Origin of the sequence: Sulfitobacter sp. SBS6 (assembly GCF_048285585.1) — a bacterium.
GTDB lineage: Bacteria > Pseudomonadota > Alphaproteobacteria > Rhodobacterales > Rhodobacteraceae > Sulfitobacter > Sulfitobacter pontiacus.
This window is the reverse complement of sequence record NZ_JBLWBA010000004.1, coordinates 25,206-49,913: the sequence shown is the minus strand read 5'-3', so window position 1 is coordinate 49,913 and position 24,708 is coordinate 25,206. Positions and strand designations below refer to the sequence as shown.

Below are 24,708 nucleotides of genomic sequence, written 5' to 3'. Positions count from 1 at the left end.
TCAGGACATCGGCAGGCTATTCGCCGTAAGGGATCCAGATATTCTTGACCTCGGTCGCGGCGTGCAAGAACGCTTTGCCTTCACCCTCTGCGCCGTCCCAGTCGCGCGCCATACCGTTGTTGACCCATGTGCGCTTCAGGTTTTGCGCGCTGGCCCGCTCAACGGTTTCGCTTTGCGCCTTGTCGCCAAAGCTCCAGACCGCATCCACGTCCATATGCCGCGCCAGTGTTTCGGCGATGTCGTTCTGCGGCCCGGTCAGGATATTTACCACACCCGCCGGCACGTCAGAGGTTTCAAGCACCTGCACGAAATCCGTCGCAGCAAGCGGGAAGGGGCCGCTGGCGGACAAAATGATCCGGTTCCCCATCGCAATCGCCGGTGCCATGCAAGAGATCAGCCCCAGCAACGGTGCCTCCGCCGGGCAAAGCGCACCAATGACGCCCACAGGTTCCTTCATGGCAAGCGCCACGCCGCGGATCGGTACACCATGCACCTGCCCATCATACTTGTCGGCCCAGGCCGCGTAGGTGAACAGACGTTTGACCGCGAGATCGACTTCGGATTTACCGGTTTTAGCGCCCTGCATCGCATCCAGACGCCGCGCGAATTCATCCCCGCGTGCCGCCAGATTTTCAGCGATATAATAGAGGATTTGCGCGCGCAGATGACCGGTGGTCTTGCTCCACCCCTTTGCGGCATGAGCCGCTTCCACGGCATTGCGTACATCCTTGCGCGACGCGAGCGAGACATGGCCCAGCAGATCGCCGGACTTGCCCCAGACCGGTGCGGAATATCCGCTGTCGGGGCGGCTTTGCTTGCCGCCGATATAAAGCTTGGCCGTCCGGTCGATCGGGTCCGCTGGCGTGCCGCTGCCGGAAAAGGCCGTGATCTCTTTCAACGGTTTTTGCGTGGTTTTTGGACGGGTATAGGCCGCCAGCCCTTCCCAGCCACCTTCGCGGCCAAAGCCGCTTTCGCGCACACCGCCAAAGCCCGCCGCCGCATCCATCATATTGGTGCCATTCACCCAGACGATGCCCGATACCAGCTTGGGCGCGATATCCAGCGCGAGGTTGATATTCTCGGACCAGACCGTCGCCGCCAGCCCGTAGCGGGTGTTATTGGCCAGCTCGACCGCCTCGGCAGGGGTGCGGAAGGTGGTGGATACCAGCACGGGGCCAAAGATCTCGTCCTGCATCAAGGGATCGGCAGGGTTCATGCCGGTGATCAATGTGGGCGGATAATAGCATCCGGTCGCGGGGACATCGCCTGCGGTAAACACCTCGCCACTGGTGTTGACGGCGACCATTTCGGTCACGCGCTGCACCTGAACGGGGTCCACCAGCGCGCCCACATCCACGGATTTGTCCAGCGGATCACCGACCCGCAGCTTCACCATCCGCGCCCGCAGCTTGGCATAGAACCGATCCGCCACGGGCTCATGCACCAGCAGGCGAGAGCCTGCACAGCAGACCTGCCCCTGATTGAACCAGATCGCATCCACCAACCCCTCGACGGCCGAATCCAGATCCGCATCGTCGAACACGATATAGGGCGACTTGCCCCCCAGCTCGAGCGTCAGCGCCTTGCCGCTTCCGGCGGTCGCCTCGCGGATGCGCCGCCCGACAGGGGTCGATCCGGTAAAGGCGATCTTGTCTACTTCAGCCTGCACGATCATCTCGCCCACGGCACCGTCACCGGTGACAATATTGACGACACCCTTGGGCAGGCCCGCCTGCACACAGATATCGGCAAACAGCAGCGCGGTCAGCGACGTATACTCCGCCGGTTTCAATACCACCGTATTCCCCATCGCCAAAGCAGGGGCCACCTTCCACGCCAGCATCAGCAGCGGGAAGTTCCACGGGATGATCTGCCCGCATACGCCAAGCGCTTCTGCGTCGGGTAGCTCGGACTCCATCAACTGGGCCATGCCCGCATGGTAATAGAAATGCCGCTGCGCCAAGGGCACATCCACATCGCGCGCCTCGCGGATGGGTTTGCCGTTGTCCAGCGTTTCCAGCACGGCGAACAACCGGCTGTGTTTTTGCAGCAACCGCGCCAGCGCATAAAGGAACCGCGCCCGTCCGTGCCCGCCCAGCTTGGCCCATTTGGGCTGCGCCTTGCGCGCCGCGGCAACCGCGGTGTCGACCTCTGCCTGGCTGGCCTGCGTCAACGTTGCCAGCACATTGCCATTGGCAGGGTTGCGGCTTTCGAAATCATCCCGCGCCTCGGTGAACGCGCCGTCGATGAAATGCCCGAAACGGCTGTCCTGATCGACCAGCCACGCCAGTGCGTCAGCGGCATTTTCCGGTGCCGTCCCATAGTCCATGGTTTCATAGATTTCGGACACGCTCATGGGTTCACCCTTTTCAAAATACTCAAATCCGACATTGGTTTCACGCGGCTCAGCTGATGGCGTGACGATGGCTTGCGGAATAGCTGCCCGACACATGGTGGTCGAGCTGACGTTCGATGTCGCCCAACAGCGACGAGGCCCCGAAACGGAAGAGGTCGGGCTGCAACCAGCGGTCGCCCAATTCCTCTTTCATCATGGCTAGATAGACCAGTGCGTCCTTCGCCTTCGATATCCCGCCCGCGGGCTTGTAGCCAACGCGAAAGCCGGTGCGGTCGAAATAGTCGCGGATCGCGCGGATCATCACGAGGGTTACGGGCAGGGTCGCATTAACGCTTTCCTTACCGGTGGAGGTCTTGATGAAGTCAGCACCCGCCATCATGCAGATCAGCGAGGCACGCGCGACATTGCGCAGGCTGCCCAACTCTCCGGTCGCGAGGATCGCCTTGACATGCGCATCGCCACAAGCGGCGCGGAAGGCACGCATTTCATCATACAGCGCCTGCCAGTCGCCTGACAGCACATGGCGGCGTGAAATAACGATGTCGATCTCGGCGGCTCCGGCGGCGACGCTCATCTCGATCTCGCGCAGACGCAGCTCGAACGGGGAGAGACCGGCGGGAAATCCTGTAGAAACGGCGGCAATCGGGATGCCGGTGCCCTGCAGTGCTGCTTTGGCGGGGGCGATCATCTCGTGGTAGACACAGACCGCGCCCACGGTGATCTGCGACATGCCAAGCGCGTCCAGCAGCGCGGGCGCAATCGGTTGACGTGCCTTCGCACAAAGCCGCTCGACACGGCGGGCGGTATCATCCCCTGACAGCGTGGTCAGGTCGATACAGCTGACAGCGCGCAGCAGCCACGCGGCCTGATAGTCTTTCTTCACGGAACGGCGCGCGGGCAAACCCGCGGCGCGGCGCTCCACCGCAGAGGAGTTCACCTGCACGGCGCGCACCCAATCCATATCCAGCGGCATCCCCGGATTGCGGGGTTCCGTCACCTGTGGCAGGTGGCTTTGGGCCAGTTCGGTCGGGTCATATACATGCGTGGACATGGGCGCTTTCCTGTCTGATCAGACAGGCAATGTGCCACGGGGCAACGGCGCAATGCAAGCATCGCGCCCTCACGTCACATCCGCCAGCGGCGTTCAGCTGCCGCGATAGGTTGAATAGCCGAACGGCGATAGCAAAAGCGGCACGTGATAATGCGCATCCGCATCCGAAATGCCAAAGCGGAGGGGGATCTGGTCCAGGAACCGCGGTGCTTCGGGCTCCGCTCCGATGGCATCAAGATAGGCCCCGGCTTCGAACACCAGCTCGTAGGTGCCAGCCGCAAACTGGCCCTTGGGCAAGATCGGCGTGTCAGTGCGACCGTCAGCATTAGTGGTCATTTGCACCAGCTTCATGCGGTTGGCCCCCTCGATCCGGTAAAGCGTGATTTCCAGCCCGCCTGCGGGGTGGCCGCGGGCGGTGTCCAGAACATGCGTCGTCAAGTAGCCGTTTGCCATGGGTGGGGTCTTTCCTGATCCGTTGGACCCTTACGATAGGCGGGTGTCGGGCTAGGTCAATGGCGGATTGATGGGCGGCTTTCTGGGCGCGTCCGCGCTGAAAGAGGCGGTGATTCGGGCGATGGTGAAAAATAATTCGCCTACCGAATCGTTTTTGCTTGAGCCGCGAATCATCCTGCGCCTATATGGTACACAACATTCAATCGGAGGTGTTGCCTGCCAGCGACCCATACAATCCGAGTATGTATTCTGGGGGACAGAATTCTTATGATCGGGCAAGTCGCACGTGGTGCGACGATCATTGGGCAGGGGCCGACAGGACTCGTGTTGCATGGCGCAGCAAGAGCGGCCCCTTCCACTCACTTTCCCGCCCGATATGCCCCCCGTATGTGTTTGAGTTTCAGGCCGGCCAGCGCCTTAGAACTTTCGCTATAAGAGAGCAGGGCCACTCGAGCCGATCTGGCAGCCGGCCGACCTTTCGGGAAGGGTTGGCTGGCTGTACATTGCGAAAAATCAGTGCCAGAAAACCGTTGGTTGACTAAAACAACGGCCCGCAGCGCGCGGTTTCCCCGCGCGCGCAGGCGCTGACCAAAGGACGATCCCATGACACGCTACCCTCGTGATTTTCACGGCTACGGCCCCACACCGCCTGATGCACAATGGCCGGGCGGCGCGCGGATCGCGGTGCAATTCGTGCTGAACTACGAGGAGGGCGGCGAGAACTGTCTGCTTCACGGGGATGCCGCGTCAGAGGCCTTCTTGTCCGAGATCGTCGGGGCCGCCCCTTGGCCGGGGCAACGCCACTGGAACATGGAATCCATCTATGACTACGGCGCGCGGGCGGGCTTTTGGCGGTTGCACCGCCTGTTCACGGGTGCCGAGATCCCTGTTACCGTTTATGGCGTCGCCACCGCCTTGGCGCGGTCCCCGCAGCAGGTAGAGGCGATGACCCAAGCCGGTTGGGAAATCGCAAGCCACGGGCTGAAATGGATCGATTACAAGGATCACACCGCCGAGGTTGAAAGCGCCGATATGGACGAGGCGATCCGCCTGCACCGCGAGGTCGTCGGCACAGCGCCGCGTGGCTGGTACACGGGGCGCAGCTCTGTGAACACGGTCGCGCTGGCGGCAGAGACGGGGGCCTTCGACTATATCTCGGATACATACGACGATGATCTGCCCTATTGGATGCAGGTAGCAGGGCGCGATCAACTGATCATCCCCTATACTCTTGATTGCAACGATATGCGCTTTGCCACGCCGCAGGGCTTTAATTCGGGCGATCAGTTCTATGCCTATCTGCGCGATACCTTCGATGCGCTTTATGCCGAAGGCAGCGCCGGGCAGGCCAAGATGATGTCGGTCGGGCTGCATTGCCGTCTGATCGGGCGGCCCGGACGGATACAGGCGCTGAAACGCTTTATCGACTACATCAAAGGGTTCGAAGGCGTCTGGACGCCGCGCCGCATCGACATCGCTGACCATTGGCGTGTCACCCATCCGCCTCAGCCGCGCCTGCGTCTGGATCAAATGGACCGCGCCAGCTTTGTCGCGAAATTCGGCGGGGTGTTCGAACATTCAGCGTGGATCGCCGAACGCGCGTATGATCTTGAACTTGGGCCCGCGCATAACTCTGTCGCGGGGATACATAATGCTTTGGCGCGGATGTTCCGGTCGGCGACGCGGGCGGAACGCTTGGGCGTGCTAACCGCGCACCCCGATCTGGCGGGCAAGCTGGCGGCGGCCAAGCGGCTGACGGCTGAAAGCACGCAAGAACAAGCCAGCGCCGGGCTGGACGCCTTGACCGATGCCGAGCGCGCCCGCTTCGAGACGTTGAACAGCCAATACGTCGCGAAACACGGGTTTCCCTTTATCATCGCGGTGAAGGATCACGACAAGGACGGCATCCTGCGCCAGTTCGAGACCCGCATCGCCAACGCAACCGAAGATGAATTTACCACCGCATGCGCACAGGTCGAACGGATCGCACGGCTGCGGCTGGAGGATATGCTATGACCTATGCCTTCCCCCCCGGCGGTCTGCCGGATCAGACTGTCTCTCCTGAAAGCACGGCTGTGTTCACGGACGCCTACGCGGTGATCCCTGCCTCGGTGCAGCGGGACATCGTGACCAGCTTGCTGCCCGGATGGGTGAACACACGCGCTTGGGTGCTGGCGCGGCCGCTGACAGGATTTGCCGAAACCTTCGCGCAATACGCGGTAGAGCTTGCCCCCAAGGGTGGCAGCGACACACCCGAGCCGGACGCGCAGGCGCAAGCGGTCTTGTTCGTGGCCACAGGCCGCGCGCGGTTGACGCTGGACGGGCAGGGGTATGATCTTGTGGCAGGGTCTTACGCCTATATTCCCCCTGCGGCCAAATGGACGCTGTGGAACACCGGCGATACGCCTTGCGGCTTGCACTGGGTGCGCAAGCGCTATGTGCCCGTGGACGGCTTGGATGCGCCGGAAGCATTCGTGACCCATGACGACGAAGTCGCACCGATTGCCATGCCCGATACCGATGGCGCTTGGGCGACCCAGCGTTTTGCGGACCCAGGCGATCTGCGCCACGACATGCACGTCAATATCGTGACCTTCCAACCGGGCGGGCGCATCCCTTTCGCAGAGACCCATGTGATGGAACACGGGCTTTACGTCATTCAGGGCACGGCGGATTATTTGCTGAACCGCGTCTGGGTGCCGGTTGAAGCGGGCGATTTCATGTGGCTGCGTGCTTTCTGTCCGCAGGCCTGTATCGCAACGGGGCAAGAACCCTTCCGCTATCTGCTGTATAAGGACGTGAACCGCCACATGCCGCTGTCGCTATGAGCCCGCGCGAGATCACTGTGCAGCCCCTGACCGCAGATGCCTTCGCCCCTTTCGGTGAAGTGCTGGACGCCTCGGGCGCGCCGGACCGGATCATCAACGCGGGGCTTTGTGGGCGGCACCATGATCTGGCAAAGCTGGATTTCGGGCCCGACGGTCGCGCGGGCATCAGCATCTTTAACGCGCAGGCCCGTCGTCTGCCCTACCAGTTGGACCTGCTTGAACGGCATCCCGAAGGGTCGCAAGCCTTCCTGCCGCTGACGGGCGCGCCGTTTCTCGTGATCGTGGCACCCGACGAGGGCGATACCCCCGGCACACCGCTGGCGTTCTTGACGGCACCGCATCAAGGCGTGAACTTTCACCGCGGGACATGGCACGGCGTGCTTACCCCTTTGGCAGAGCCCGGGCTTTTCGCCGTGGTGGACCGCATCGGCACCAGCCCCAACCTTGACGAATACCCGCTGGACCCGCCTTATGTGATCAAGGGGTAAACCCCGCAGATAATCGGACCGCACAAATAGCGGCCAGTGATCAACAAGGGACATTTGATATGACACGCCACGCCATCGGCACGCCGGAACAACTGCGCGACCCCAATTACATGCCGCCGCTGTATCGCGCTATTCCTCTGGGTGTTCAGCACGTGCTGGCGATGTTCGTGTCCAATGTCACCCCCGCCATCATCATCGCGGGCGCGGCGGGCTTTGGGTTCGGGTCGAACTCGCCCGACTTTCCCGAACTGCTGTACCTGATCCAGATGTCGATGCTGTTTGCCGGTGTCGCGACGCTGCTGCAAACGCTGACGCTGGGGCCTGTCGGGGCAGGGCTGCCGATTGTGCAGGGCACGTCTTTCGCGTTCATCCCCATCATGATCCCTCTGGTGGCGGGCAAGGGTGTGGACGGGCTTGCCGCGCTGTTCGGAGGGGTTGTGATCGGCGGTATGTTCCACGCCTTTCTGGGGCTGTTCATCGGCAAGATCCGATTTGCGCTGCCGCCGCTTGTCACGGGGCTGGTGGTCACGATGATCGGTCTGGCGCTGGTCAAGGTGGGGATCCAATACGCTGCCGGTGGTGTGCCCGCGATTGGCACGCCCGCCTATGGCAGCCTGCTGAACTGGTCGGCCGCGCTGGTGGTGATCTTTGTCACATTGGGGATCAAGTTTTTCACCCGTGGGATGCTGTCGATCTCGGCTGTGCTGATCGGCTTGATCGTGGGGTATATCTATGCGCTGGCCGTGGGGATGCTCAGCTTTGGTGACATCAGCGGGTCGTGGTCACGCTCTGCCGCATTCGCGCTGCCCAATCCGCTGAAATACGGGTTCGAGTTCTCGGCAGCGGCGATCATCGGCTTTTGTCTGATGGCGTTTATCTCGGCGATTGAAACCGTGGGTGACGTCGCCGGGATCACAAAGGGCGGCGCGGGCCGCGAAGCGACCGACCGCGAAATCCAGGGCGCGACCTATGCCGACGGGATCGGGTCCGCCGTCGCCGGTCTTTTTGGGGGGCTGCCCAACACATCCTTCAGCCAGAACGTCGGCCTGATCGCCATGACAGGCGTGATGAGCCGCCACGTCGTCACCGTCGGTGCGCTGTTCCTGATCCTCTGCGGGCTGGTCCCCAAGGTCGGCGGCGTGATCCGCACCATCCCGATCGAGGTTTTGGGCGGCGGGGTTATCGTGATGTTCGGCATGGTCGTGGCCGCCGGCATGTCGATGTTGTCCGATGTGGACTGGAACCGCCGCAATATGGTGATCTTTGCCATCTCGATCTCGATCGGTCTGGGGCTTCAGCTGGAACCCGGCGCGGTGCAACACCTGCCCGACACGGCCAAGATCCTGCTGACCAGCGGTCTGCTTCCCGCGGCCCTGATTGCTATTGTACTGAACCTGCTTCTGCCCGAAGAACTGGCAGAGGAATCAACCGAGGAAGTCTCGGGCGGGTTGTCGGGCAGTTCCAAGGGTAAACTGCCGCATACACCCAAGACGCTACACTAAGGAGCCACCCCATGTACGATATGGCCGCCATTGGCGCTTGGATCGAGTTTGCCGTTCGCTGGGTGCATGTCATCACGGCCATCGCGTGGATCGGGTCGTCGTTCTACTTTATCGCGTTGGATCTGGGCCTGCACCGCGACCGCAACCTCAAAACCGGCGCGGACGGAGAAGAATGGCAGGTCCACGGCGGCGGGTTCTATCACGTGCAGAAATATCTGGTGGCCCCCGCGCAGATGCCCGACGATCTGATCTGGTTCAAATGGGAAAGCTATTCGACGTGGCTTTCCGGCTTTGCCTTGTTGATCTTGGTCTACTACCTCGGGGCGGAATTCTATCTTGTCGATCCCACTGTCGCGGAACTGGCGAACTGGCAGGCAGTGGGGATTTCCCTGTTGTCGCTTGGCTTTGGTTGGCTGGTCTACGACCAGATCTGCAAAAGCAAATTCGGCGATAACAACACACGGCTGATGATCGGCCTCTATGTGATCCTTGTGGGTATGGCCTATTTCTATACCTCGGTCTTTTCGGGGCGTGCAGCGTTGCTGCATCTGGGCGCGTTCACCGCGACGATCATGTCGGCGAACGTGTTTTTCATCATCATGCCGAACCAGCGGATCGTGGTGGCCGACCTCAAGGCGGGGCGGGTGCCGGATGCGAAATACGGCAAGATCGCCAAACAGCGCAGCACACATAATAACTATCTGACCTTGCCGGTCATCTTCCTGATGCTCAGCAACCACTACCCGCTGGCCTTCGCATCCGAGATGAACTGGCTGATTGCGGCACTGGTGTTTCTGATGGGGGTCACGATCCGCCATTACTTCAACAGCCTGCACGCGCGTCAGGGCAATCCGACATGGACATGGGCGGTCACCGCGCTGTTGTTCGTCACGATCATGTGGCTGTCGACCGCGCCGATGTTCCGCAGCGTCGAGCCGGAAGAGGCCACCGGCCCCGCACTGCGCTTTGCCCAGGCCGAAGGGTTTGACCGGGTGCATGATATCGTGCGCGGTCGGTGCAGCATGTGTCATGCGGCAGAACCCGCGTGGGACGGGCTGCTTTGGCCGCCGAAATCCATCCGGCTTGAGACAGAACATCAGATCGCCAGCGCGGCCAAACAGATCTATTTGCAAGCAGGCGTGACAGATGCGATGCCCCCTGCCAACTTAAGCCATATGCAGGCCAGCGAACGCGCCGAGATCGTCGCTTGGTTCAATGCAGCCACACAGGATTAACCTCGCCGACGAGCGTTAACCATCCGTATTCGCGGCTTTCAGAATCGCGCGCCTCTATGCTAGGTCTAGCCGCATGGCGCATCCAAACCCCAATATAAGCGAAAATCGCCCGGTGATCCGGCAGCTCGACGACTCGGCGATTAACCGAATCGCCGCCGGAGAGGTGGTTGAACGCCCTGCCTCAGCGGTCAAGGAGCTGGTCGAGAACGCAATCGATGCGGGCGCGCGGCAAATCACGGTCGAATATGCCGATGGTGGCAAGACGCTGATCCGCGTCACCGACGACGGCTGCGGCATCGCCGCGGACGATCTGACGCTGGCGCTGTCCCGGCACGCGACCTCGAAGATCGACGGGACGGACCTGCTGAACATCCACACCTTCGGTTTTCGCGGCGAGGCATTGCCCTCGCTTGGGGCTGTCGGGCGGCTGACCATTTGCAGCCGTGTTGCCGGACAGGACGGGGCCGAGATTTCGGTCAACGGCGGCGTGACCGGCCCTGTGCGCCCTGCTGCGCTGAATGGTGGCACGGTGGTCACGCTGCGCGATCTTTTCTTTGCTACGCCCGCACGGTTGAAGTTCCTGCGCACCGATCGCGCCGAAGCGCAGGCGATCTCTGACATCATCAAGCGGCTGGCGATGGCGGAACCCTTCGTGCGTTTCACCCTGCGCGATGTGTCCGGAGACGGACCGGGCCGCGAGGTGTTTCGCGCCGAGGCCGAACAGGGCGATATGTTCGCCGCGCTGCACGGGCGTTTGGCGCAAGTGCTGGGGCGCGAGTTTGCTGAAAACGCGCTGGCCATCGATGCCGAACGCGAAGGGCTGCACCTGACGGGCTACGCGGCCCTGCCGACCTATTCGCGCGGCTCTGCCGTGACGCAATACCTGTTTGTGAACGGGCGTCCCGTCCGTGACAAGCTGCTGGTGGGGGCGTTGCGCGGGGCCTATTTCGACCTGCTGAGCCGTGACCGCCATCCCGCCGCCGCATTGTTCGTCGATTGCGATCCCAAGCTTGTGGATGTCAACGTCCACCCGGCCAAATCCGAAGTGCGCTTTCGCGATCCCGGACTGGCACGCGGGTTGATCGTATCGGCGCTGCGCCATGCGCTGGCGGATGCGGGGCACCGTGCCTCGACGACCGTGGCGAATGCGACTTTGGGGGCGATGCGCCCCGAACAGCCCGGTGCGCGGGTGTATCAGATGGACCGCCCCTCGCTTGGTGCGCGCAGCGCTGCCTATCAGGCGCAAGCGCCCGAACCCGGCTTTGCCGAAACCGCCGGCATGTGGGGCCGTGTTGAAACGCCCCCCCAGTACGAGGCTGGCGGTGCTGACGTCCAGACCCACGACACTCAGACCCATGACGCACACGCTCCCGCCGCTGAACCCGCGCCGGACTTCCCCCTTGGGACCGCGCGGGGACAGGTGCACGAGAATTATATCATCGCACAGACGGCGACGGGCATGGTCATCGTGGACCAGCACGCAGCGCATGAACGACTGGTCTATGAAAAGCTGAAACGCCAGATGGCCGAAAACGGTGTCGCGGCGCAGGCCTTGCTGATCCCCGAGATCGTGGATCTGTCAGCGTCGGACTGCGCGCGGCTGCTTGAGGTCGCGGAAGACCTCGCGCGCTTTGGACTGGGGATCGAACCCTTTGGCGGCAGTGCCATTGCCGTGCGCGAAACGCCCGCGATCCTTGGCACGGTGGATGCCAAGGCGATGGTGCTGGATATCCTTGATGAGCTCGCCGATCAGAACGAAAGCAACACGTTACAGGCCCGGATCGAGGCGATCCTCAGCCGTGTGGCCTGTCACGGTTCCATCCGTTCGGGCCGCTGGATGCGGGGCGAGGAAATGAACGCGCTGCTGCGCGAGATGGAGGCGACGCCCCATTCCGGCCAGTGCAACCACGGCCGCCCCACCTATGTCGAGCTGAAGTTGAGCGATATCGAACGTCTGTTCGGACGCACATGATCCAGCTTGGCGGTGAAACCTACGCGCTGACAGACCCTGCCATGCTGCTGCTTATGGGCGGCGGGGGCGTGGTCTTGCTCGTGCTGATCCTGCTGGTGATGGCGGTTCGTGCCGCGGGGCGGTCGGCGCGGGTGGCGGCCCCGCTGGCGCGACAGATGCAGATACTGGGCGGCCATGTGCAACAGCTTGGCATGGGGCAGGAACAACTGCGCGGGGGCTTGCAAACCGTGTCGGATACCCAAGCCAATGCACAGGCCCAGATGGTGCAAAGCATCGAGGCCCGCATGGCCCATGTGCAGCAGCAAATGCAGGACCGGCTGGCCGAGAACGCGGCCCGCTCTGCCCGGTCCTTGGCCGAGATGCAGGAACGCATGAGCGCGACACTTCACGGTTCCAGCAAGCAGACGACGACCAGCCTGACCCAGCTACAGGAACGGCTGGCCGCGATTGACAAGGCGCAGGACAATATCACCAAACTGTCGGGCGACGTGTTGTCGCTGCAGGATATCCTGAGCAACAAACAGACCCGTGGCGCATTCGGTGAGATCCAGCTGCACGATATCGTCTCTAAGGCGCTGCCAAGTGACAGCTACACAATGCAGGCGACGCTTTCCAACGGCAGGCGCGCGGATTGCCTGATCCATCTGCCGAACCCGCCCGGCCCGATCGTGATCGACAGTAAATTCCCGCTTGAAGCCTATGAAGCCCTGCGCCGTGCCAAGACGGAATACGAGGTCAAGGATGCCGCCCGCGCCATGCGGGTCGCGGTCAAGTCGCATATTCAGGCGATCACCACGAAATACATCATCGAGGGCGAGACCGCGGATGGCGCGCTGATGTTCCTGCCCTCGGAAGCCGTCTATGCCGAGCTGCATGCGAACTTCCCTGAACTCGTCCGCGAAGGCTTTGATGCGCGGGTCTGGATCGTATCCCCGACCACCTGCATGGCAACGCTGAATACGATGCGCGCGATCCTCAAGGATGCGCGGATGCGGGAACAGGCAGGGGCCATCCGCAAAACGCTCAAGATGCTGCACCGCGATGTCGAGATCGTGGTCGAACGTGTGGGCAAGCTGAACACCCATTTCGGGCAGGCCCGCGCCGATCTTGAAGGCTTGGGCACGGCTGCTGAACGCGCGGGTAAACGTGCGGCCAAACTGGATAATTTCGATTTCGAAGAACTGTCAGAGCAGGATAATCGCGTTGTGCCGCTTTCGCGCCCTGACAAACGGCCCTGACGGGCTATCTAAGCGAGGAGCCACGACAAGGGTGTCACAAAAAGTCGTAGTTAGTGTCTGATTAACTGCAACTCATGTACCGTCCAGCCCGTGTATCACCGAAAGTGCCGATACAAACCTGACAGACTGGAAATTCTCGCCTTATGCCATTTGAAGCCATCGACCCGCCACAGAATAACTCTTTGGCAGGCCACCGAAAGATTGCCGTCATCGGCGCGGGTATTTCCGGCATGGGGGCGGCGCATATGCTGGGCGACGACCATCAGGTGACCTTGTTCGAAAGCTGCCCCCGTCTGGGGGGGCACGCGCGCACGAAGATGGCGGGCAAGAACGGCGACCAGCCTGTAGATACGGGCTTTATCGTGTTCAACTACGCCAATTATCCCAACCTCGCCGCGCTGTTCAAAGAGCTCGACGTGCCGGTGGTCAAATCCAACATGAGCTTCGGGGCCTCTATCGACGGGGGGCGGTTGGAATACGGGCTGATGACGCTGGATTCGATCTTCGCGCAGCGACGCAATGCGCTGAATCCGAAATTCCTGCGTATGTTGACCGATATCGTGCGGTTCAACAGCACGGCGACCAAGCTGGCGCAGGACCGTACGCTGACCATCGCGGGGTTCTTGGACAAGCTTGGCGCGGGTGAATATTTTCGCAAATACTACCTGACGCCGCTGTCGGGCGCGATCTGGTCGACGCCGGTGGACAAGATCATGGATTTCCCCGCCTACTCCATGATCGACTTCTTCGAGAACCACGCCTTGCTTAGCCACACAGGCCAGCACCAGTGGTATACGGTTAAGGGCGGGTCGCAGGAATATGTGAACCGTCTGGGGGCGTCGCTGACAGCCAAGGGCGTCGACATTCGCCTTGGCACGCCGGTGCAATCCGTCCGCCGCACGCCCTTGGGCACAGAGGTGAAAACCCATGGCGCGGAATGGGAAGCCTTTGACGAGGTCGTCTTTGCGAGCCATTCCGATGATACGCTTGCCCTTTTGGCCGACCCAAGCGCGGCAGAGCGTGCGGCCTTGGGCGCGGTGAAATACCAGCCCAACGACCTGGTGCTACATGCCGATGCCTCTGTTATGCCCAAGCTGCGCAAGACCTGGGCTTCGTGGATCTATGCCGAGGATCAGGGCCAAAAGTCCGACCGGATCGACCTGACCTACTGGATGAACTCGCTGCAACCGATCCCGATGGACGACCCGCATTTTGTGACGCTCAATACCAAGCGCCCGATCCGCGAAGAGCTGATCTATGATCAGGTCACCCTGCGCCATCCGGTCTATGATCTGGGCGCGCTGGCCGCACAAGAGCAGGTGCGCGCCTTCAACGGCACGCAGAACACCTGGTTCTGCGGCGCTTGGATGAAGCATGGCTTCCACGAGGACGGGCTCTCTAGCGCTGTTGACGTGGTGCAGGGGCTGCGGGCCAAGACGAAGGTCGCATTGGCCGCAGAATGAGCGCCGGCGTCGATCATATCCGTGGTGTGACCTATCATGGGCGCAAGGGAGCGGTCGAAAACAGCTTTCGCTATTCGGTCGATTACGTGGTTCTGGATGCAGAGGCATCGCTGCAAACACCAGCGTTGTTCGGGCGCAACCGCGGGGCCGTGACGTCGCTGTGGGACGAAGACCACGGCGGCACCAAAGGCGCGGGTCGCGGGGCCGCGTGGGTGCGCGATGTTCTGGCGCAGCACGAAGTCACGGGCGTCGCGCGGATAGAGCTGATGGCGCAACCGCGCGTTCTGGGGCATGTGTTCAACCCTGTCAGCTTTTGGCTGTGCCACCGCGCGGACGAGGCGCTGATCGCCGTGATATCAGAGGTATCGAATACCTTCGGTGACCGGCACAGCTATCTATGCCACCACGATGACCTGCGCCCGATCACGGCCACTGATCATCTGCACGCGACCAAGATTTTCCACGTATCGCCATTTCAGCCGGTCGAAGGGGGATACAGTTTTCGCTTTGATATCCGCGCCGACCGTATCGGTGTCTGGATCGATTATACCCAGTCCGAAGGGGGCTTGATCGCCACCCTGACGGGCCGTCGTGGCCCTCTCACGAACCGAGCAATCCTGTGGTCGCTGCTGCGGCGTCCCTTCGGGGCGCGGCGGGTGTTGGCCTTGATCCACTGGCAGGCACTAAAGCTGTGGTGGAAAGGCGGCGGCTATCGCCCGCGTCCTGAACCGCCAGTGAAAGACGTGTCGGGCACGTGACCCGTTCGGCACATCAACTGCCTGCCTATGCGCTGTTTGCGTCGCTTCTGGCGGCGGCGGGGCTGCCGATTTATATTCACGCACCCAAGTTCTTTGTTGATGAATACGGGGTGTCTCTTGGGGCTTTGGGCACGGTGCTTTTTGCGCTGCGCCTGTTGGATGTGGTGCAGGACCCGCTGCTGGGGCGGCTATCGCAAGCCTTGCGTCACAGGCGCGGCGCGGCGGTCGCCGTCGGTGTCGCCCTGATGGCTGTATCGATGTTTGCCCTGTTCGCAGTGCCGCCCCTGCTGCCGCCGCTGTTGTGGTTCGCGCTGACACTGACAGGGGTGTTTTCGGCGTTCAGCTTTCTGACGATCTGCTTTTACGCGCAAGGGGTCGCCAAAGCCGCGCAACTGCCCGGACGCGGACATCTGGTGCTGGCGCGCTGGCGCGAAACGGGGGCGTTGCTAGGCGTCTGCGCGGCCTCGGTACTGCCTGTGATGCTGGGGCTGGTGATGGGGGCCCCGTTTACAGGGTTTGCCATCGGTTTTGCCGCACTTGGTCTGGGCAGCGTCCTTGCCATGCGGGGCGAATGGCGCGGCGCGGATATCGCGGGGCCGACGGGGATCGTCGTGGTGTTGCGCGATCCGATTGCCCGTCGGTTACTGCTGATCGCGCTGTTCAATGCGGCCCCTGTCGCGGTCACATCTACGTTATTTCTGTTCTACGTCGAAAGCGTGCTGCGTGCCCCGGGGTGGGCGGGGGCGCTGCTGTTGCTCTTCTTTCTTTCGGCTGCTGTGGCCGCGCCGTTGTGGGGCAAGCTGGCAGAGCGTTTCAGCCCCAAACCCGTCATGCTATCCGCAATGGGCTTGGCGATCCTTGTGTTTGCAGGGACTTTGCTGCTGGGGGCGGGGGATGTGGCGTGGTTCGTGCTGGTCTGCATCGCCTCTGGCGCGGTGCTGGGGGCCGACCTGACACTGCTGCCCGCGATGTTCTCCGCGCGGATGGCGGTGGTCGCCCCGCAGGCCGCCGAGGGGTTCGGGCTGTGGTCGCTGGTGTCGAAATTCGCCCTTGCCTTCGCGGCGATAACGCTACTTCCCACCCTGCAGGCGTCCGGCTTTGACAGCGGTACGACGGGCAATGGACCGGTGGCAATCTCGACGCTCATATGGCTCTATGCTGGCGTGCCTTGCGGGCTCAAGCTGTTGGCCATCGGTTTTCTGGCCGCCACGCCGATGCAAAAGGATGATGAAGAATGATGGACATGTTGCAGTTTGCTCTGGGGGCCGCAGTGGTGGCCGCAATCTGGCTGGCGCGGCGGCGGATCACCGATTTCCCTGCGCAAAAGCCGTCGGATTATGCGGATGACTACACTGTCTTTGACATGAGGAAACATCTGGACGGGGCGATGGTCTGCGAAGGCGTAATCTTTGGCCCCGCGGGGCGGGTCACCAGCAGTTTCGTGGCAGATTTCAACGTGACATGGGACGGCGACACCGCATGTATCGAAGAACATTTCGTCTATGACGACAACACGACCCAAGACCGCACATGGACGATCACATTGGGCGAGACGGGGCATTTCACCGCCACCGCCCCGGACGTCAAAGGCACGGCCAAGGGCCGCAACGTCGGTGCGACGGTGCAGTCGAAATACACCATCAGGCTGCCCGATGACGTGGGCGGGCACCTGCTGAATACCGTGGACTGGATGTATCTGACCGGCGATGGCACGATCATCAACCGCAGTCAGTTCCGAAAATTTGGGGTGAAGGTGGCCGAATTGGTCGCCACCATCCGCAGAAAGGACGCAGCATGACCGAATGGACAGGAAAACGCTATTGGCTGATCGGGGCGAGCGCCGGACTGGGCGAAGCGCTGGCACATAAGCTGGGCCGACTGGGGGCCGAGGTCATCGTCTCTGCTCGGTCCGAAGGCAAGCTGGCGGCGCTGGTCGATGAACTGCCCGTTTCCGCCAGCTACCAGACCATCGACGTGCAGGATATCGACAGCATCCGCGCCGCGGTCAAAGCCGTCGGGCCGGTGGATGGCGTTGTCTATCTGGCGGGGGCCTATTGGCCCTTTGGGGCCAAGGAGTGGGAGCCGGAGCATGCGACCACAATGATCGATGTGAACCTCACCGGGCTGGTGCGCGTGATGGGCGAAGTGGTGCCCGATATGGTCAAGCGCGACGCAGGCCACATCGTGATCACCTCTAGCCTGACGGCCTATCGCGGGCTGCCAAAGTCTATCGGCTATACGGCGTCCAAGGCGGGTACCTTGTCCTTGGCGGAATGTATGCACGCCGACCTGCGCAAGACCGGCGTGAAAGTTCAGGTGATCAACCCCGGTTTCATCCGCACGCAGCTGACCGACAAGAACGACTTCAAGATGCCTTTTTTGATGGAGCCCGAGGCCGCCGCGCAGCAAGTGGTCGAGCATATGAGCGGCAGCAGCTTAAAGAAAAGCTTCCCCTTCGGGTTCTCGCTGTTCTTCCGGCTGGCGCAGTTCCTGCCCGACGGCATCTACTACCGTCTATTCGGGTGACCCGATCGGGCGCGTGATCCGCCCGATCTGATCGCGTCACACGGCGGCGCTGTGTTCTTCAAACAGCGCATGGGCCCGCACCCAGACCGGCGAGGCATCTTCCGCCAGTGCCGAGAGCGTCGGCAGCAGCTGCGCGGCGTAGTCTTCAGAGCTTTCCAGCGGCAGCATCGACGGCAGGTTGTCGATCGCGGTGACATCCAGAGGTGGGGTGTCATGCACGCGTAAGGCGGGATCTTCCCATGTGGTCGCGCGGTCATAAACCGGCACGGGGTTGAAGTCGCTGTCGGGATCGCAAGCGATATCGCCGATCACCCGCAGCGCGCGATCCCTGTCCAGCGCGCTTTTGGGCACGAAAACCGGTGTCTGCGGCCCCGCCAGAATGCAGTTGAAAAACAGCACATGCTGCAAAATCTCGGGGAAGGGGCCGCCGTGGGCGGTCTCCTTCATATCCCATCCGGTGACATTGATCCCCAGACGGCCGCAAAGATCGGCGGCACCGCTGCCCACCCGACCAAGTGCGCCGATGACCAGCGCGTCGGGCGTGGCGAGCCCGTCGATCTCTGCCGCGAGGTCGCGGGTCAGCGCATCGGCGTTGGGGTAGGGGGTGATGGGGGCGACAGCTTGCCCACGGGTTTGGGCGGCCCAGCATTTGACGGCCACCGCCGCCCCCGCGAACCCTGCCCAATAGCCAAAGGCGGCGACGCGTCGGCCTGTCTCGTCGGTCAGATACTCAAGGTCCAGCAAGGTGCCGCCGCCCGCCTTGAAACGTTGTAACAGGATACGCCCCGCCGATTGGCCCTTGTAGGCGTGACCGAACATGATGTGCCGGTGCACCAGCGGTGTGCCGTCCTCTGGCAGTTCCTTCAGGCCAAAGATGATCGCATCGGCAGGTGCGTCGGGCCAGCTGTTCTGTGGCGCGATGGTGCAGCCCGTGGCCGCATAGGCATCGGTCGCGATCACGCGGCTGTCCGAGGCTTCGACGGTGACGCGAAACCCCTGTTCCATCAACGCGGTAACCCCTTCGGGTGTGATGCCGACGCGGGTTTCATTGTCGCGCTGTTCGGCGCGAACCCACAGATGTGGCGCGGTCATAGCATCCCCTTGTCTTTCACCGCTGCCACGCTGGCGCGGGCGGTCATCTGCTGCATGAATGTCGTGATCTTGGGGTAGGCCGCCGTATCCACGCCGTCGCCCTCAAGCCAGTTGCACACGACGAACAGATAGGGATCGGCTAGGCTGAAATCCTCACCCAACACATAGGGCCCGCGCAGGATATCGCTTTCGACAAAATCGGCACAGGCGGCCATGGTTTCGGGCACCTGAGCCGTCATATCCTCGAAGCTGGATTGTTGTTTGGCCCACCGCGATCCGCGCATCTTGTGGGCATGGGCGACATGCATGGTCGAGGCGAGGTAGTACATCGCGCTGCGCATCTGTGCGGCGGCGGTCGGGTCCGTGGGGACCAGCCCGGCTTTGGGCGCAATGGCAGCGACATAGTCCAGCAGCGCACCGGTTTCGGTCAGGATCGTATCATCCTCAAGCCGCAGCGCAGGCACGCGCCCCTTGGGGTTGATCGCCAGATATTCGGGTTTCGTCTGCTCAGCCGTGGCAAAATCGACGCGCACCGGCTGATAGGGCAGGGCGGCTTCTTCGATGGCAATCGCCACCGCGACAGAGATGGTTCCGGGCGTAAAATATAGCGTAAGCATCGTTTTGCCTTTTAGATATGGGTCTGCGCGACACGGCGTGCGGGGGTATCAAGATGGGGCACCGCGTTGAACAACACCGGCGACCAGTGGCCGCCAATGGGGAACAGCCGGTGCATCGACGTGTGCATGATCGCCAGCGCGATGCGCGACATGGCCGGAATGCCCAGCCCCATCGCCTGCGCCATCACCATCGAGATCAGCCCCCCAGAGGTCACGACCAGCGCCGGCCCGTCCCCGTCCGAGATCTCTGATAGCACGGATTTGATGCGCCCTTCGAAATTGGCGTAGCTCTCGGGCGGGTTTTCGAGTTTATCGCTTTTCCACGTCTCGAACACCAGCGGCAGGTGGTTGGTGAACCCGCCCTGTTCCGTGGGGAAAGGGATGCCGTGCTGCTGCTCCATCATGGTGGCGAGTGTGAAATACTCAAGCTCGTTCAGCCGCGCGTCGCGTATCGGTTCAAGCCCGGTGTTCATCCCCTCTGCCGTCTCGATATGGCGGCGCAGCGTGCCGGTATACAGCCGCGTGTGGTGGGTTTCGGACTGGCGCAGGTGGTCGCCCAGCCACGCGGCCTGTTCGTGGCCAAGCGGGCTTAGCTTGTCATAGCTGATTTCGTCCTTGGCCTGGGAATTTGCCTGACCGTGACGGATGAGGGTAATGTGGGACATAGCGCGCCTTTTTCTGTTGCGCCATTGATAGGCAAGCCATGCGCGGGTGGAAAGCCTGCCCGCCCCTCGCATGTCGATTTTTTGCAAGCGGCCCCCCGCGTCGCGTATCGGAAACGCCGGTGGCGCAAAAACGGGGCAGGGTGTCGGGAATATGACTGCCGTCGCATGCGTGCCCTGCCTATACTGCGGGGCGGTACAGGAGGGTTCCCCATGGCGGATAAGGTAAAATTCACGCTCGACGGCGAAGAGGTCGAGGCCGACACCGGGCTGACCATCTGGGAAATCGCCAATGGGCGCGGTCTGAAAATCCCGCATCTGTGTTTCACGCCGGAACCGGGGTATCGCCCCGATGGCAACTGCCGTGCCTGTATGGTCGAGATCGAAGGCGAACGCGTGCTGGCCGCCTCCTGCCTGCGCGAACCGAGCGACGGTATGGTCGTCACCACCAACAACGCGCGCGCCGAAAATGCCCGCAAGATGGTGATGGAACTGCTGGTCACCGATCAGCCCGCCCCCGAAGTCGCCCACGATAAATCCAGCCACCTGTGGGACATGGCCGCAATGGAAGGTATCTCGGAAAGCCGCTTCCCCAAGCTGGAAGAGGGGCGCATCCCGTTGCTCGACGACAGCCATGTGGCGATGCGTGTGAACCTTGATGCCTGTATCCAGTGCAACCTGTGTGTGCGCGCCTGCCGCGAGGTGCAGGTCAATGATGTGATCGGGATGGCCGGTCGCGGGCATGACAGCTATCCGGTGTTCGACATGGCCGATCCGATGGGCGCGTCCTCTTGTGTGGCGTGCGGTGAATGTGTGCAGGCCTGCCCCACGGGGGCGCTGATGCCCGCCACGGTTGTCGATGACGCGCAGGTCGGTGACAGCGCCGACTTTGATAGCGAAGTCGACAGCATCTGCCCGTTCTGCGGTGTCGGCTGTCAGGTGTCGCTGAAGGTCAAGGACGGCAAAATCAAATATGTCGAGGGCATCAACGGTCCCGCGAACGAAGGGCGGCTTTGCGTCAAGGGGCGCTTTGGGTTTGACTATATCCACCATCCGCATCGCCTGACCAAACCGCTGATCCGTCGCAAGGACGCCCCGCCCAAGGGGTTGAACGTGGACCCGGGCAATTGGCAAACCCACTTCCGCGAAGCCACCTGGGATGAGGCGCTGGATTTCGCTGCGGGCGGCATGAAAAAGATCGGCGGCGCGGGTGTGGCGGGCTTTGGATCAGCGAAATGCACGAACGAGGAGGCCTACCTGTTTCAAAAGATCATCCGGCAGGGCTTTGGCCACAACAACGTCGATCACTGCACGCGGCTGTGTCACGCCTCATCAGTGGCCGCGCTGATGGAGAATGTCGGTTCCGGTGCCGTCACCGCGACCTTCAACCAGATCGAAAACGCCGATGTTGCGATTGTGATCGGTGCCAATCCGACAGAGAACCACCCCGTCGCGGCGACCTTCTTCAAGCAGTTCGCCAAACGCGGCGGCAAGCTGATCGTAATGGACCCGCGCGGCCAAGCGCTGAAGCGGCACGCGTCGCATATGCTGCAATTCCGCCCCGGCACCGATGTGTCGATGCTGAACGCGATCATGCATGTGATCGTCGAGGAAAAGTTTTACGACCAACAGTATATCGAAGCCTACACCGAAAACTGGGAGATCGAGAAAGCCCACCTGAAAACCTTCACCCCTGAAAAGATGTCCAAGATCTGCGGCATCGACGCAGAGGTGCTGCGCGATGTGGCGCGGACCTTTGCGGGGGCGAATGCCGCGATGATTTTCTGGGGGATGGGCATTTCGCAGCACATCCACGGCACCGATAATTCGCGCTGCCTGATCTCGCTTGCGCTGATGACAGGACAGATCGGGCGACCCGGCGCGGGGCTGCATCCGTTGCGGGGGCAGAACAACGTGCAGGGCGCGTCTGATGCGGGGCTGATCCCGATGTTCCTGCCCGATTACCAGCCGGTGTCTGATGATGGCGTCCGCTCTGCCTTTACCGAGGTGTGGCAAAGCAGCGATTTCAGCAACAAGAAGGGCCTCACCGTGACCGAGATTATGGACGCGGTGCATGACGGGGATATTCGTAGCCTCTATGTGCTGGGTGAAAACCCGGCGATGTCTGATCCCGATGTGGAACACGCCCGCGATGCGCTGGCCAAGCTCGACCATCTGGTGGTGCAGGATATCTTCCTGACCGAGACCGCGAATTTTGCCGATGTGATCCTGCCCGCCAGCGCCTTTGCGGAAAAATCCGGCACGGTGACCAATACCAACCGTCAGGTGCAGATGGGCCGCCCCGCGGTGCCGCCGCCCGGCGACGCGAAAGAGGATTGGTGGATCGAGGTTGAACTGGCCAAACGCTTGGGGCTGGGCTGGACCTATACCGACCCGAGCGAGGTTTTCGCCGAGATGAAGCTGAATATGTCGTCGCTCAATAACATCACTTGGAACAGGTTAGAGAGCGAAGGGGCGGTGACCTACCCGTCCACCAGCCCCACCGATCCGGGGCAGGCGATTGTCTTTGCCGATGGCTTCCCCCGACAGGACGGGCGCGCACGGTTTACCCCCGCCAGCATCATCGCGCCTGACGACGCACCGGATGACGACTATCCGATGATCCTGACCACGGGCCGGCAGCTTGAACATTGGCACACGGGGTCGATGACGCGGCGGTCCTATGTGCTTGATGGGCTAGAGCCCGAGGCGAACTGTTCGCTCCACCCGTCTACCTTACGCAAGCTGGGGGTAGCGCCGGGGGCCTATATCCGGCTGACGACCAAGCGCGGGTCGATCGAACTGATGGCCCGCGAAGACCGCGCCGTGTCGCCCGATATGGTGTTCCTGCCCTTTGCCTATGTCGAAGCGGCGGCAAATATCCTGACAAATCCAGCGGTTGACCCCTATGGAAAAATCCCCGAGTTTAAATTCTCGGCCGTGAAAGTAGAGGCCGCAACAGCCCCCCAACCCGCGGAGTAACCATGCAGATCAACCCCGACCGCTTTCTCGCCGACCTTCACAAATTGCGTTCGTTCGGCGCAGCGGGGGTGGGCAAAGGGGTGGTCCGCCCGGCCTATAGCGACGCCGATGTCGCCGCGCGGGACTGGCTGGCCGATCAGATGCGCGATGCCGGACTGCGGGTTGAAATGGACCAGATGGGCAATCTTTTCGGCTTGGCAGATGGGCCGTCGCTATTGATGGGGTCGCATTCCGATAGCCAGCCCGAAGGCGGATGGCTCGACGGCGCGCTGGGCGTGATTGCCGCGCTCGAGGTCGCCCGCGCCGCAGCCGAGGCCGGCGGCCCCGCGATCTCTGTCGTGTCTTTTCAGGATGAAGAGGGGCGCTTTGGCGTCACCACGGGCAGTGCCGTTTGGGGCGGGCATCTGGATCAGGCCGCCGCCGATGCGCTGACCGATCATGCGGGCGTGACCCTTGGCGACGCGCGTCAGGCCGTGGCGCATCTGGTCACGGGCGAGGTGTCGCCCGATCTGTTCACCGGCTTCGTCGAGTTGCATATCGAACAGGGGCCGACGCTGGATACCAGCGGCGAACAGATTGGCGTGGTCACCGATATCGTCGGCATCCGCGACATGAAGATCACCTTTGACGGGCAGCAGAACCATGCGGGCACCACACCGATGCACCTACGGCGGGACGCGTTTCAGGCGGTCTCTGCCTTCAATGCCGCGTTGAATGACCGGCTGCGCAATGTCGTCACACCGCAGACCGTCTGGACCATCGGCCATGTCACGCTGCATCCAAATGCATCCTCTATCGTGCCGGGGCGTGCGGTGTTTTCGATGCAGTGGCGAGATGCGGATGCGGACCGTCTGGGCCGGATGGAACAGATCATCCGCGACACCGCCACCGAGATCGCGGCCCAGCAGGGGCTGGCGGTCAGCTTTGGCACAATGCTGGGGCTGGAACCTGTCGCGATGGACCCGACCCTGCGCACCGCGCTGGAAGCCGGCGCGGAAGAAGTCGCGCCGGGCAACTGGCGCAAGATGCCGTCAGGGGCGCTGCATGACGCGACCAATGTGTCGCGCAAGATGCCGGTGGCGATGCTGTTTGTGCCGTCGATCGGGGGGCTGTCCCATACTTTCGAGGAAGACACGGACGAGGCCGATCTGGCGGCCGGTGTTCAGGTGCTTGCCCGCGCTGTGACGCGGCTGGGGTCAGTGACGTAGATAGCCGCGACGCTCGGCCCGTGTGCGATAGCGGTCTGCCATTTTTGACGCCTCGCGCAGGTTACCGAAACACTGGATCACCGCTTTGGGCTGGCCACCTGCGACGCCCCATTCGCGCAGGACAGAGACTTCGCTGAACAGGTTCATCGCGATTTCGACGCGATAGAACAGCCGTCTCTGGGCGGGGTTGGTCCTGTACAGCAAGCATTCGATCATGGGTAGAATCTAGCGGGCCAATGGGCAGGCGCGCAATAAAAAACGGCAGCGCCCGAGGCAG

Annotated in this window: 21 protein-coding genes; 14 read left to right on the top strand and 7 right to left on the bottom strand. The window is 62.1% G+C overall.

Features of this window, described 5'->3' with window-relative positions:
* Positions 1–16: 16 nt before the first annotated feature.
* The 3 genes from ACNQ62_RS01500 to uraH form a co-directional block, all read right to left on the bottom strand.
* A complete protein-coding gene (locus tag ACNQ62_RS01500) occupies positions 17–2,356 on the bottom strand; it encodes an aldehyde dehydrogenase family protein (protein ID WP_418094045.1) in 2,340 nt (779 codons plus the stop codon).
* A 49-nt stretch (positions 2,357–2,405) separates the two neighbouring features.
* On the bottom strand, positions 2,406–3,407 hold the full coding sequence (deoC, locus tag ACNQ62_RS01495) for a deoxyribose-phosphate aldolase (protein WP_037965258.1): 1,002 nt from the start codon (positions 3,405–3,407) through the stop codon (positions 2,406–2,408).
* Positions 3,408–3,500: 93 nt separating this feature from the next.
* A complete protein-coding gene (uraH, locus tag ACNQ62_RS01490; RefSeq protein WP_418094044.1) occupies positions 3,501–3,860 on the bottom strand; it encodes a hydroxyisourate hydrolase in 360 nt (119 codons plus the stop codon).
* A gap of 603 nt (positions 3,861–4,463) precedes the next feature.
* On the opposite strand from uraH, the gene puuE reads away from it, so the two are divergent.
* The 12 genes from puuE to ACNQ62_RS01430 all read left to right on the top strand — a co-directional run bounded on the left by puuE (position 4,464) and on the right by ACNQ62_RS01430 (position 17,870).
* Positions 4,464–5,876: an allantoinase PuuE gene (gene puuE, locus ACNQ62_RS01485; RefSeq protein ID WP_418094043.1), complete on the top strand. Its 1,413-nt coding sequence runs from the start codon at positions 4,464–4,466 to the stop codon at positions 5,874–5,876.
* Positions 5,873–6,688 (top strand): bifunctional allantoicase/(S)-ureidoglycine aminohydrolase, encoded by an 816-nt coding sequence (locus ACNQ62_RS01480; protein ID WP_418094042.1) that lies wholly within the window; start codon positions 5,873–5,875, stop codon positions 6,686–6,688. The genes puuE and ACNQ62_RS01480 overlap by 4 nt, the downstream gene beginning before the upstream one ends.
* Positions 6,685–7,176, top strand: a complete 492-nt coding sequence (locus tag ACNQ62_RS01475; protein ID WP_288959567.1) for an ureidoglycolate lyase — start codon at positions 6,685–6,687, stop codon at positions 7,174–7,176. The genes ACNQ62_RS01480 and ACNQ62_RS01475 overlap by 4 nt, the downstream gene beginning before the upstream one ends.
* Before the next feature lie 59 nt (positions 7,177–7,235).
* A complete protein-coding gene (locus ACNQ62_RS01470) occupies positions 7,236–8,678 on the top strand; it encodes a uracil-xanthine permease family protein (protein WP_005850223.1) in 1,443 nt (480 codons plus the stop codon).
* Between the two features lie 11 nt (positions 8,679–8,689).
* Complete coding sequence (locus tag ACNQ62_RS01465) at positions 8,690–9,913, top strand: urate hydroxylase PuuD (RefSeq protein ID WP_005850221.1); 1,224 nt, start codon at positions 8,690–8,692, stop codon at positions 9,911–9,913.
* 73 nt (positions 9,914–9,986) lie between these two features.
* Entirely contained in the window at positions 9,987–11,885 is a 1,899-nt protein-coding gene (mutL, locus tag ACNQ62_RS01460) for a DNA mismatch repair endonuclease MutL (protein WP_418094041.1), read from the top strand.
* Complete coding sequence (locus ACNQ62_RS01455) at positions 11,882–13,123, top strand: DNA recombination protein RmuC (RefSeq protein WP_168592263.1); 1,242 nt, start codon at positions 11,882–11,884, stop codon at positions 13,121–13,123. The genes mutL and ACNQ62_RS01455 overlap by 4 nt, the downstream gene beginning before the upstream one ends.
* Positions 13,124–13,266: 143 nt before the next feature.
* Positions 13,267–14,586 (top strand): NAD(P)/FAD-dependent oxidoreductase, encoded by a 1,320-nt coding sequence (locus tag ACNQ62_RS01450; RefSeq protein WP_418094040.1) that lies wholly within the window; start codon positions 13,267–13,269, stop codon positions 14,584–14,586.
* Positions 14,583–15,344: a DUF1365 domain-containing protein gene (locus ACNQ62_RS01445; RefSeq protein WP_064217044.1), complete on the top strand. Its 762-nt coding sequence runs from the start codon at positions 14,583–14,585 to the stop codon at positions 15,342–15,344. Before ACNQ62_RS01450 ends, ACNQ62_RS01445 begins: the two co-directional genes overlap by 4 nt.
* Positions 15,341–16,582: an MFS transporter gene (locus tag ACNQ62_RS01440; protein WP_418094039.1), complete on the top strand. Its 1,242-nt coding sequence runs from the start codon at positions 15,341–15,343 to the stop codon at positions 16,580–16,582. The genes ACNQ62_RS01445 and ACNQ62_RS01440 overlap by 4 nt, the downstream gene beginning before the upstream one ends.
* Entirely contained in the window at positions 16,579–17,142 is a 564-nt protein-coding gene (locus ACNQ62_RS01435; protein ID WP_064217046.1) for a DUF3833 family protein, read from the top strand. The genes ACNQ62_RS01440 and ACNQ62_RS01435 overlap by 4 nt, the downstream gene beginning before the upstream one ends.
* Positions 17,139–17,870: an SDR family NAD(P)-dependent oxidoreductase gene (locus ACNQ62_RS01430; protein WP_418094038.1), complete on the top strand. Its 732-nt coding sequence runs from the start codon at positions 17,139–17,141 to the stop codon at positions 17,868–17,870. Before ACNQ62_RS01435 ends, ACNQ62_RS01430 begins: the two co-directional genes overlap by 4 nt.
* Positions 17,871–17,906: 36 nt before the next feature.
* On the opposite strand, the gene ACNQ62_RS01425 is transcribed toward ACNQ62_RS01430, so the two are convergent.
* Genes ACNQ62_RS01425 through ACNQ62_RS01415 form a run of 3 tightly spaced genes read right to left on the bottom strand, consistent with a single transcriptional unit; the run spans position 17,907 to position 20,244 of the window.
* Complete coding sequence (locus ACNQ62_RS01425; RefSeq protein WP_418094037.1) at positions 17,907–18,962, bottom strand: saccharopine dehydrogenase; 1,056 nt, start codon at positions 18,960–18,962, stop codon at positions 17,907–17,909.
* Positions 18,959–19,579 (bottom strand): glutathione S-transferase family protein, encoded by a 621-nt coding sequence (locus ACNQ62_RS01420; RefSeq protein WP_304950937.1) that lies wholly within the window; start codon positions 19,577–19,579, stop codon positions 18,959–18,961. The genes ACNQ62_RS01425 and ACNQ62_RS01420 overlap by 4 nt, the downstream gene beginning before the upstream one ends.
* A gap of 11 nt (positions 19,580–19,590) precedes the next feature.
* A complete protein-coding gene (locus tag ACNQ62_RS01415; RefSeq protein WP_132997892.1) occupies positions 19,591–20,244 on the bottom strand; it encodes a histidine phosphatase family protein in 654 nt (217 codons plus the stop codon).
* A gap of 210 nt (positions 20,245–20,454) precedes the next feature.
* Here ACNQ62_RS01415 and fdhF point away from each other — a divergent pair, with 210 nt between their 5' ends.
* Together fdhF and ACNQ62_RS01405 are read left to right on the top strand one after the other, a co-directional pair.
* Positions 20,455–23,223, top strand: a complete 2,769-nt coding sequence (gene fdhF / locus ACNQ62_RS01410) for a formate dehydrogenase subunit alpha (RefSeq protein ID WP_064217050.1) — start codon at positions 20,455–20,457, stop codon at positions 23,221–23,223.
* A gap of 2 nt (positions 23,224–23,225) precedes the next feature.
* Positions 23,226–24,431, top strand: a complete 1,206-nt coding sequence (locus ACNQ62_RS01405) for a Zn-dependent hydrolase (RefSeq protein ID WP_418094036.1) — start codon at positions 23,226–23,228, stop codon at positions 24,429–24,431.
* On the opposite strand, the gene ACNQ62_RS01400 is transcribed toward ACNQ62_RS01405, so the two are convergent.
* Positions 24,420–24,647: a WGR domain-containing protein gene (locus ACNQ62_RS01400; RefSeq protein WP_005850193.1), complete on the bottom strand. Its 228-nt coding sequence runs from the start codon at positions 24,645–24,647 to the stop codon at positions 24,420–24,422. The genes ACNQ62_RS01405 and ACNQ62_RS01400 overlap by 12 nt on opposite strands.
* Positions 24,648–24,708 lie beyond the last annotated feature (61 nt).

Excerpts from the sequence above, each read along its gene's own strand:
- ACNQ62_RS01500 (WP_418094045.1), bottom strand. The coding sequence starts at position 2,356 with ATGAGCGTGTCCGAAATCTATGAAACCATGGACTATGGGACGGCACCG.
- deoC (WP_037965258.1), bottom strand. The coding sequence starts at position 3,407 with ATGTCCACGCATGTATATGACCCGACCGAACTGGCCCAAAGCCACCTG.
- uraH (WP_418094044.1), bottom strand. The coding sequence starts at position 3,860 with ATGGCAAACGGCTACTTGACGACGCATGTTCTGGACACCGCCCGCGGC.
- puuE (WP_418094043.1), top strand. The coding sequence starts at position 4,464 with ATGACACGCTACCCTCGTGATTTTCACGGCTACGGCCCCACACCGCCT.
- ACNQ62_RS01480 (WP_418094042.1), top strand. The coding sequence starts at position 5,873 with ATGACCTATGCCTTCCCCCCCGGCGGTCTGCCGGATCAGACTGTCTCT.
- ACNQ62_RS01475 (WP_288959567.1), top strand. The coding sequence starts at position 6,685 with ATGAGCCCGCGCGAGATCACTGTGCAGCCCCTGACCGCAGATGCCTTC.
- ACNQ62_RS01470 (WP_005850223.1), top strand. The coding sequence starts at position 7,236 with ATGACACGCCACGCCATCGGCACGCCGGAACAACTGCGCGACCCCAAT.
- ACNQ62_RS01465 (WP_005850221.1), top strand. The coding sequence starts at position 8,690 with ATGTACGATATGGCCGCCATTGGCGCTTGGATCGAGTTTGCCGTTCGC.
- mutL (WP_418094041.1), top strand. The coding sequence starts at position 9,987 with ATGGCGCATCCAAACCCCAATATAAGCGAAAATCGCCCGGTGATCCGG.
- ACNQ62_RS01455 (WP_168592263.1), top strand. The coding sequence starts at position 11,882 with ATGATCCAGCTTGGCGGTGAAACCTACGCGCTGACAGACCCTGCCATG.
- ACNQ62_RS01450 (WP_418094040.1), top strand. The coding sequence starts at position 13,267 with ATGCCATTTGAAGCCATCGACCCGCCACAGAATAACTCTTTGGCAGGC.
- ACNQ62_RS01445 (WP_064217044.1), top strand. The coding sequence starts at position 14,583 with ATGAGCGCCGGCGTCGATCATATCCGTGGTGTGACCTATCATGGGCGC.
- ACNQ62_RS01435 (WP_064217046.1), top strand. The coding sequence starts at position 16,579 with ATGATGGACATGTTGCAGTTTGCTCTGGGGGCCGCAGTGGTGGCCGCA.
- ACNQ62_RS01430 (WP_418094038.1), top strand. The coding sequence starts at position 17,139 with ATGACCGAATGGACAGGAAAACGCTATTGGCTGATCGGGGCGAGCGCC.
- ACNQ62_RS01425 (WP_418094037.1), bottom strand. The coding sequence starts at position 18,962 with ATGACCGCGCCACATCTGTGGGTTCGCGCCGAACAGCGCGACAATGAA.
- ACNQ62_RS01420 (WP_304950937.1), bottom strand. The coding sequence starts at position 19,579 with ATGCTTACGCTATATTTTACGCCCGGAACCATCTCTGTCGCGGTGGCG.
- ACNQ62_RS01415 (WP_132997892.1), bottom strand. The coding sequence starts at position 20,244 with ATGTCCCACATTACCCTCATCCGTCACGGTCAGGCAAATTCCCAGGCC.
- fdhF (WP_064217050.1), top strand. The coding sequence starts at position 20,455 with ATGGCGGATAAGGTAAAATTCACGCTCGACGGCGAAGAGGTCGAGGCC.
- ACNQ62_RS01405 (WP_418094036.1), top strand. The coding sequence starts at position 23,226 with ATGCAGATCAACCCCGACCGCTTTCTCGCCGACCTTCACAAATTGCGT.
- ACNQ62_RS01400 (WP_005850193.1), bottom strand. The coding sequence starts at position 24,647 with ATGATCGAATGCTTGCTGTACAGGACCAACCCCGCCCAGAGACGGCTG.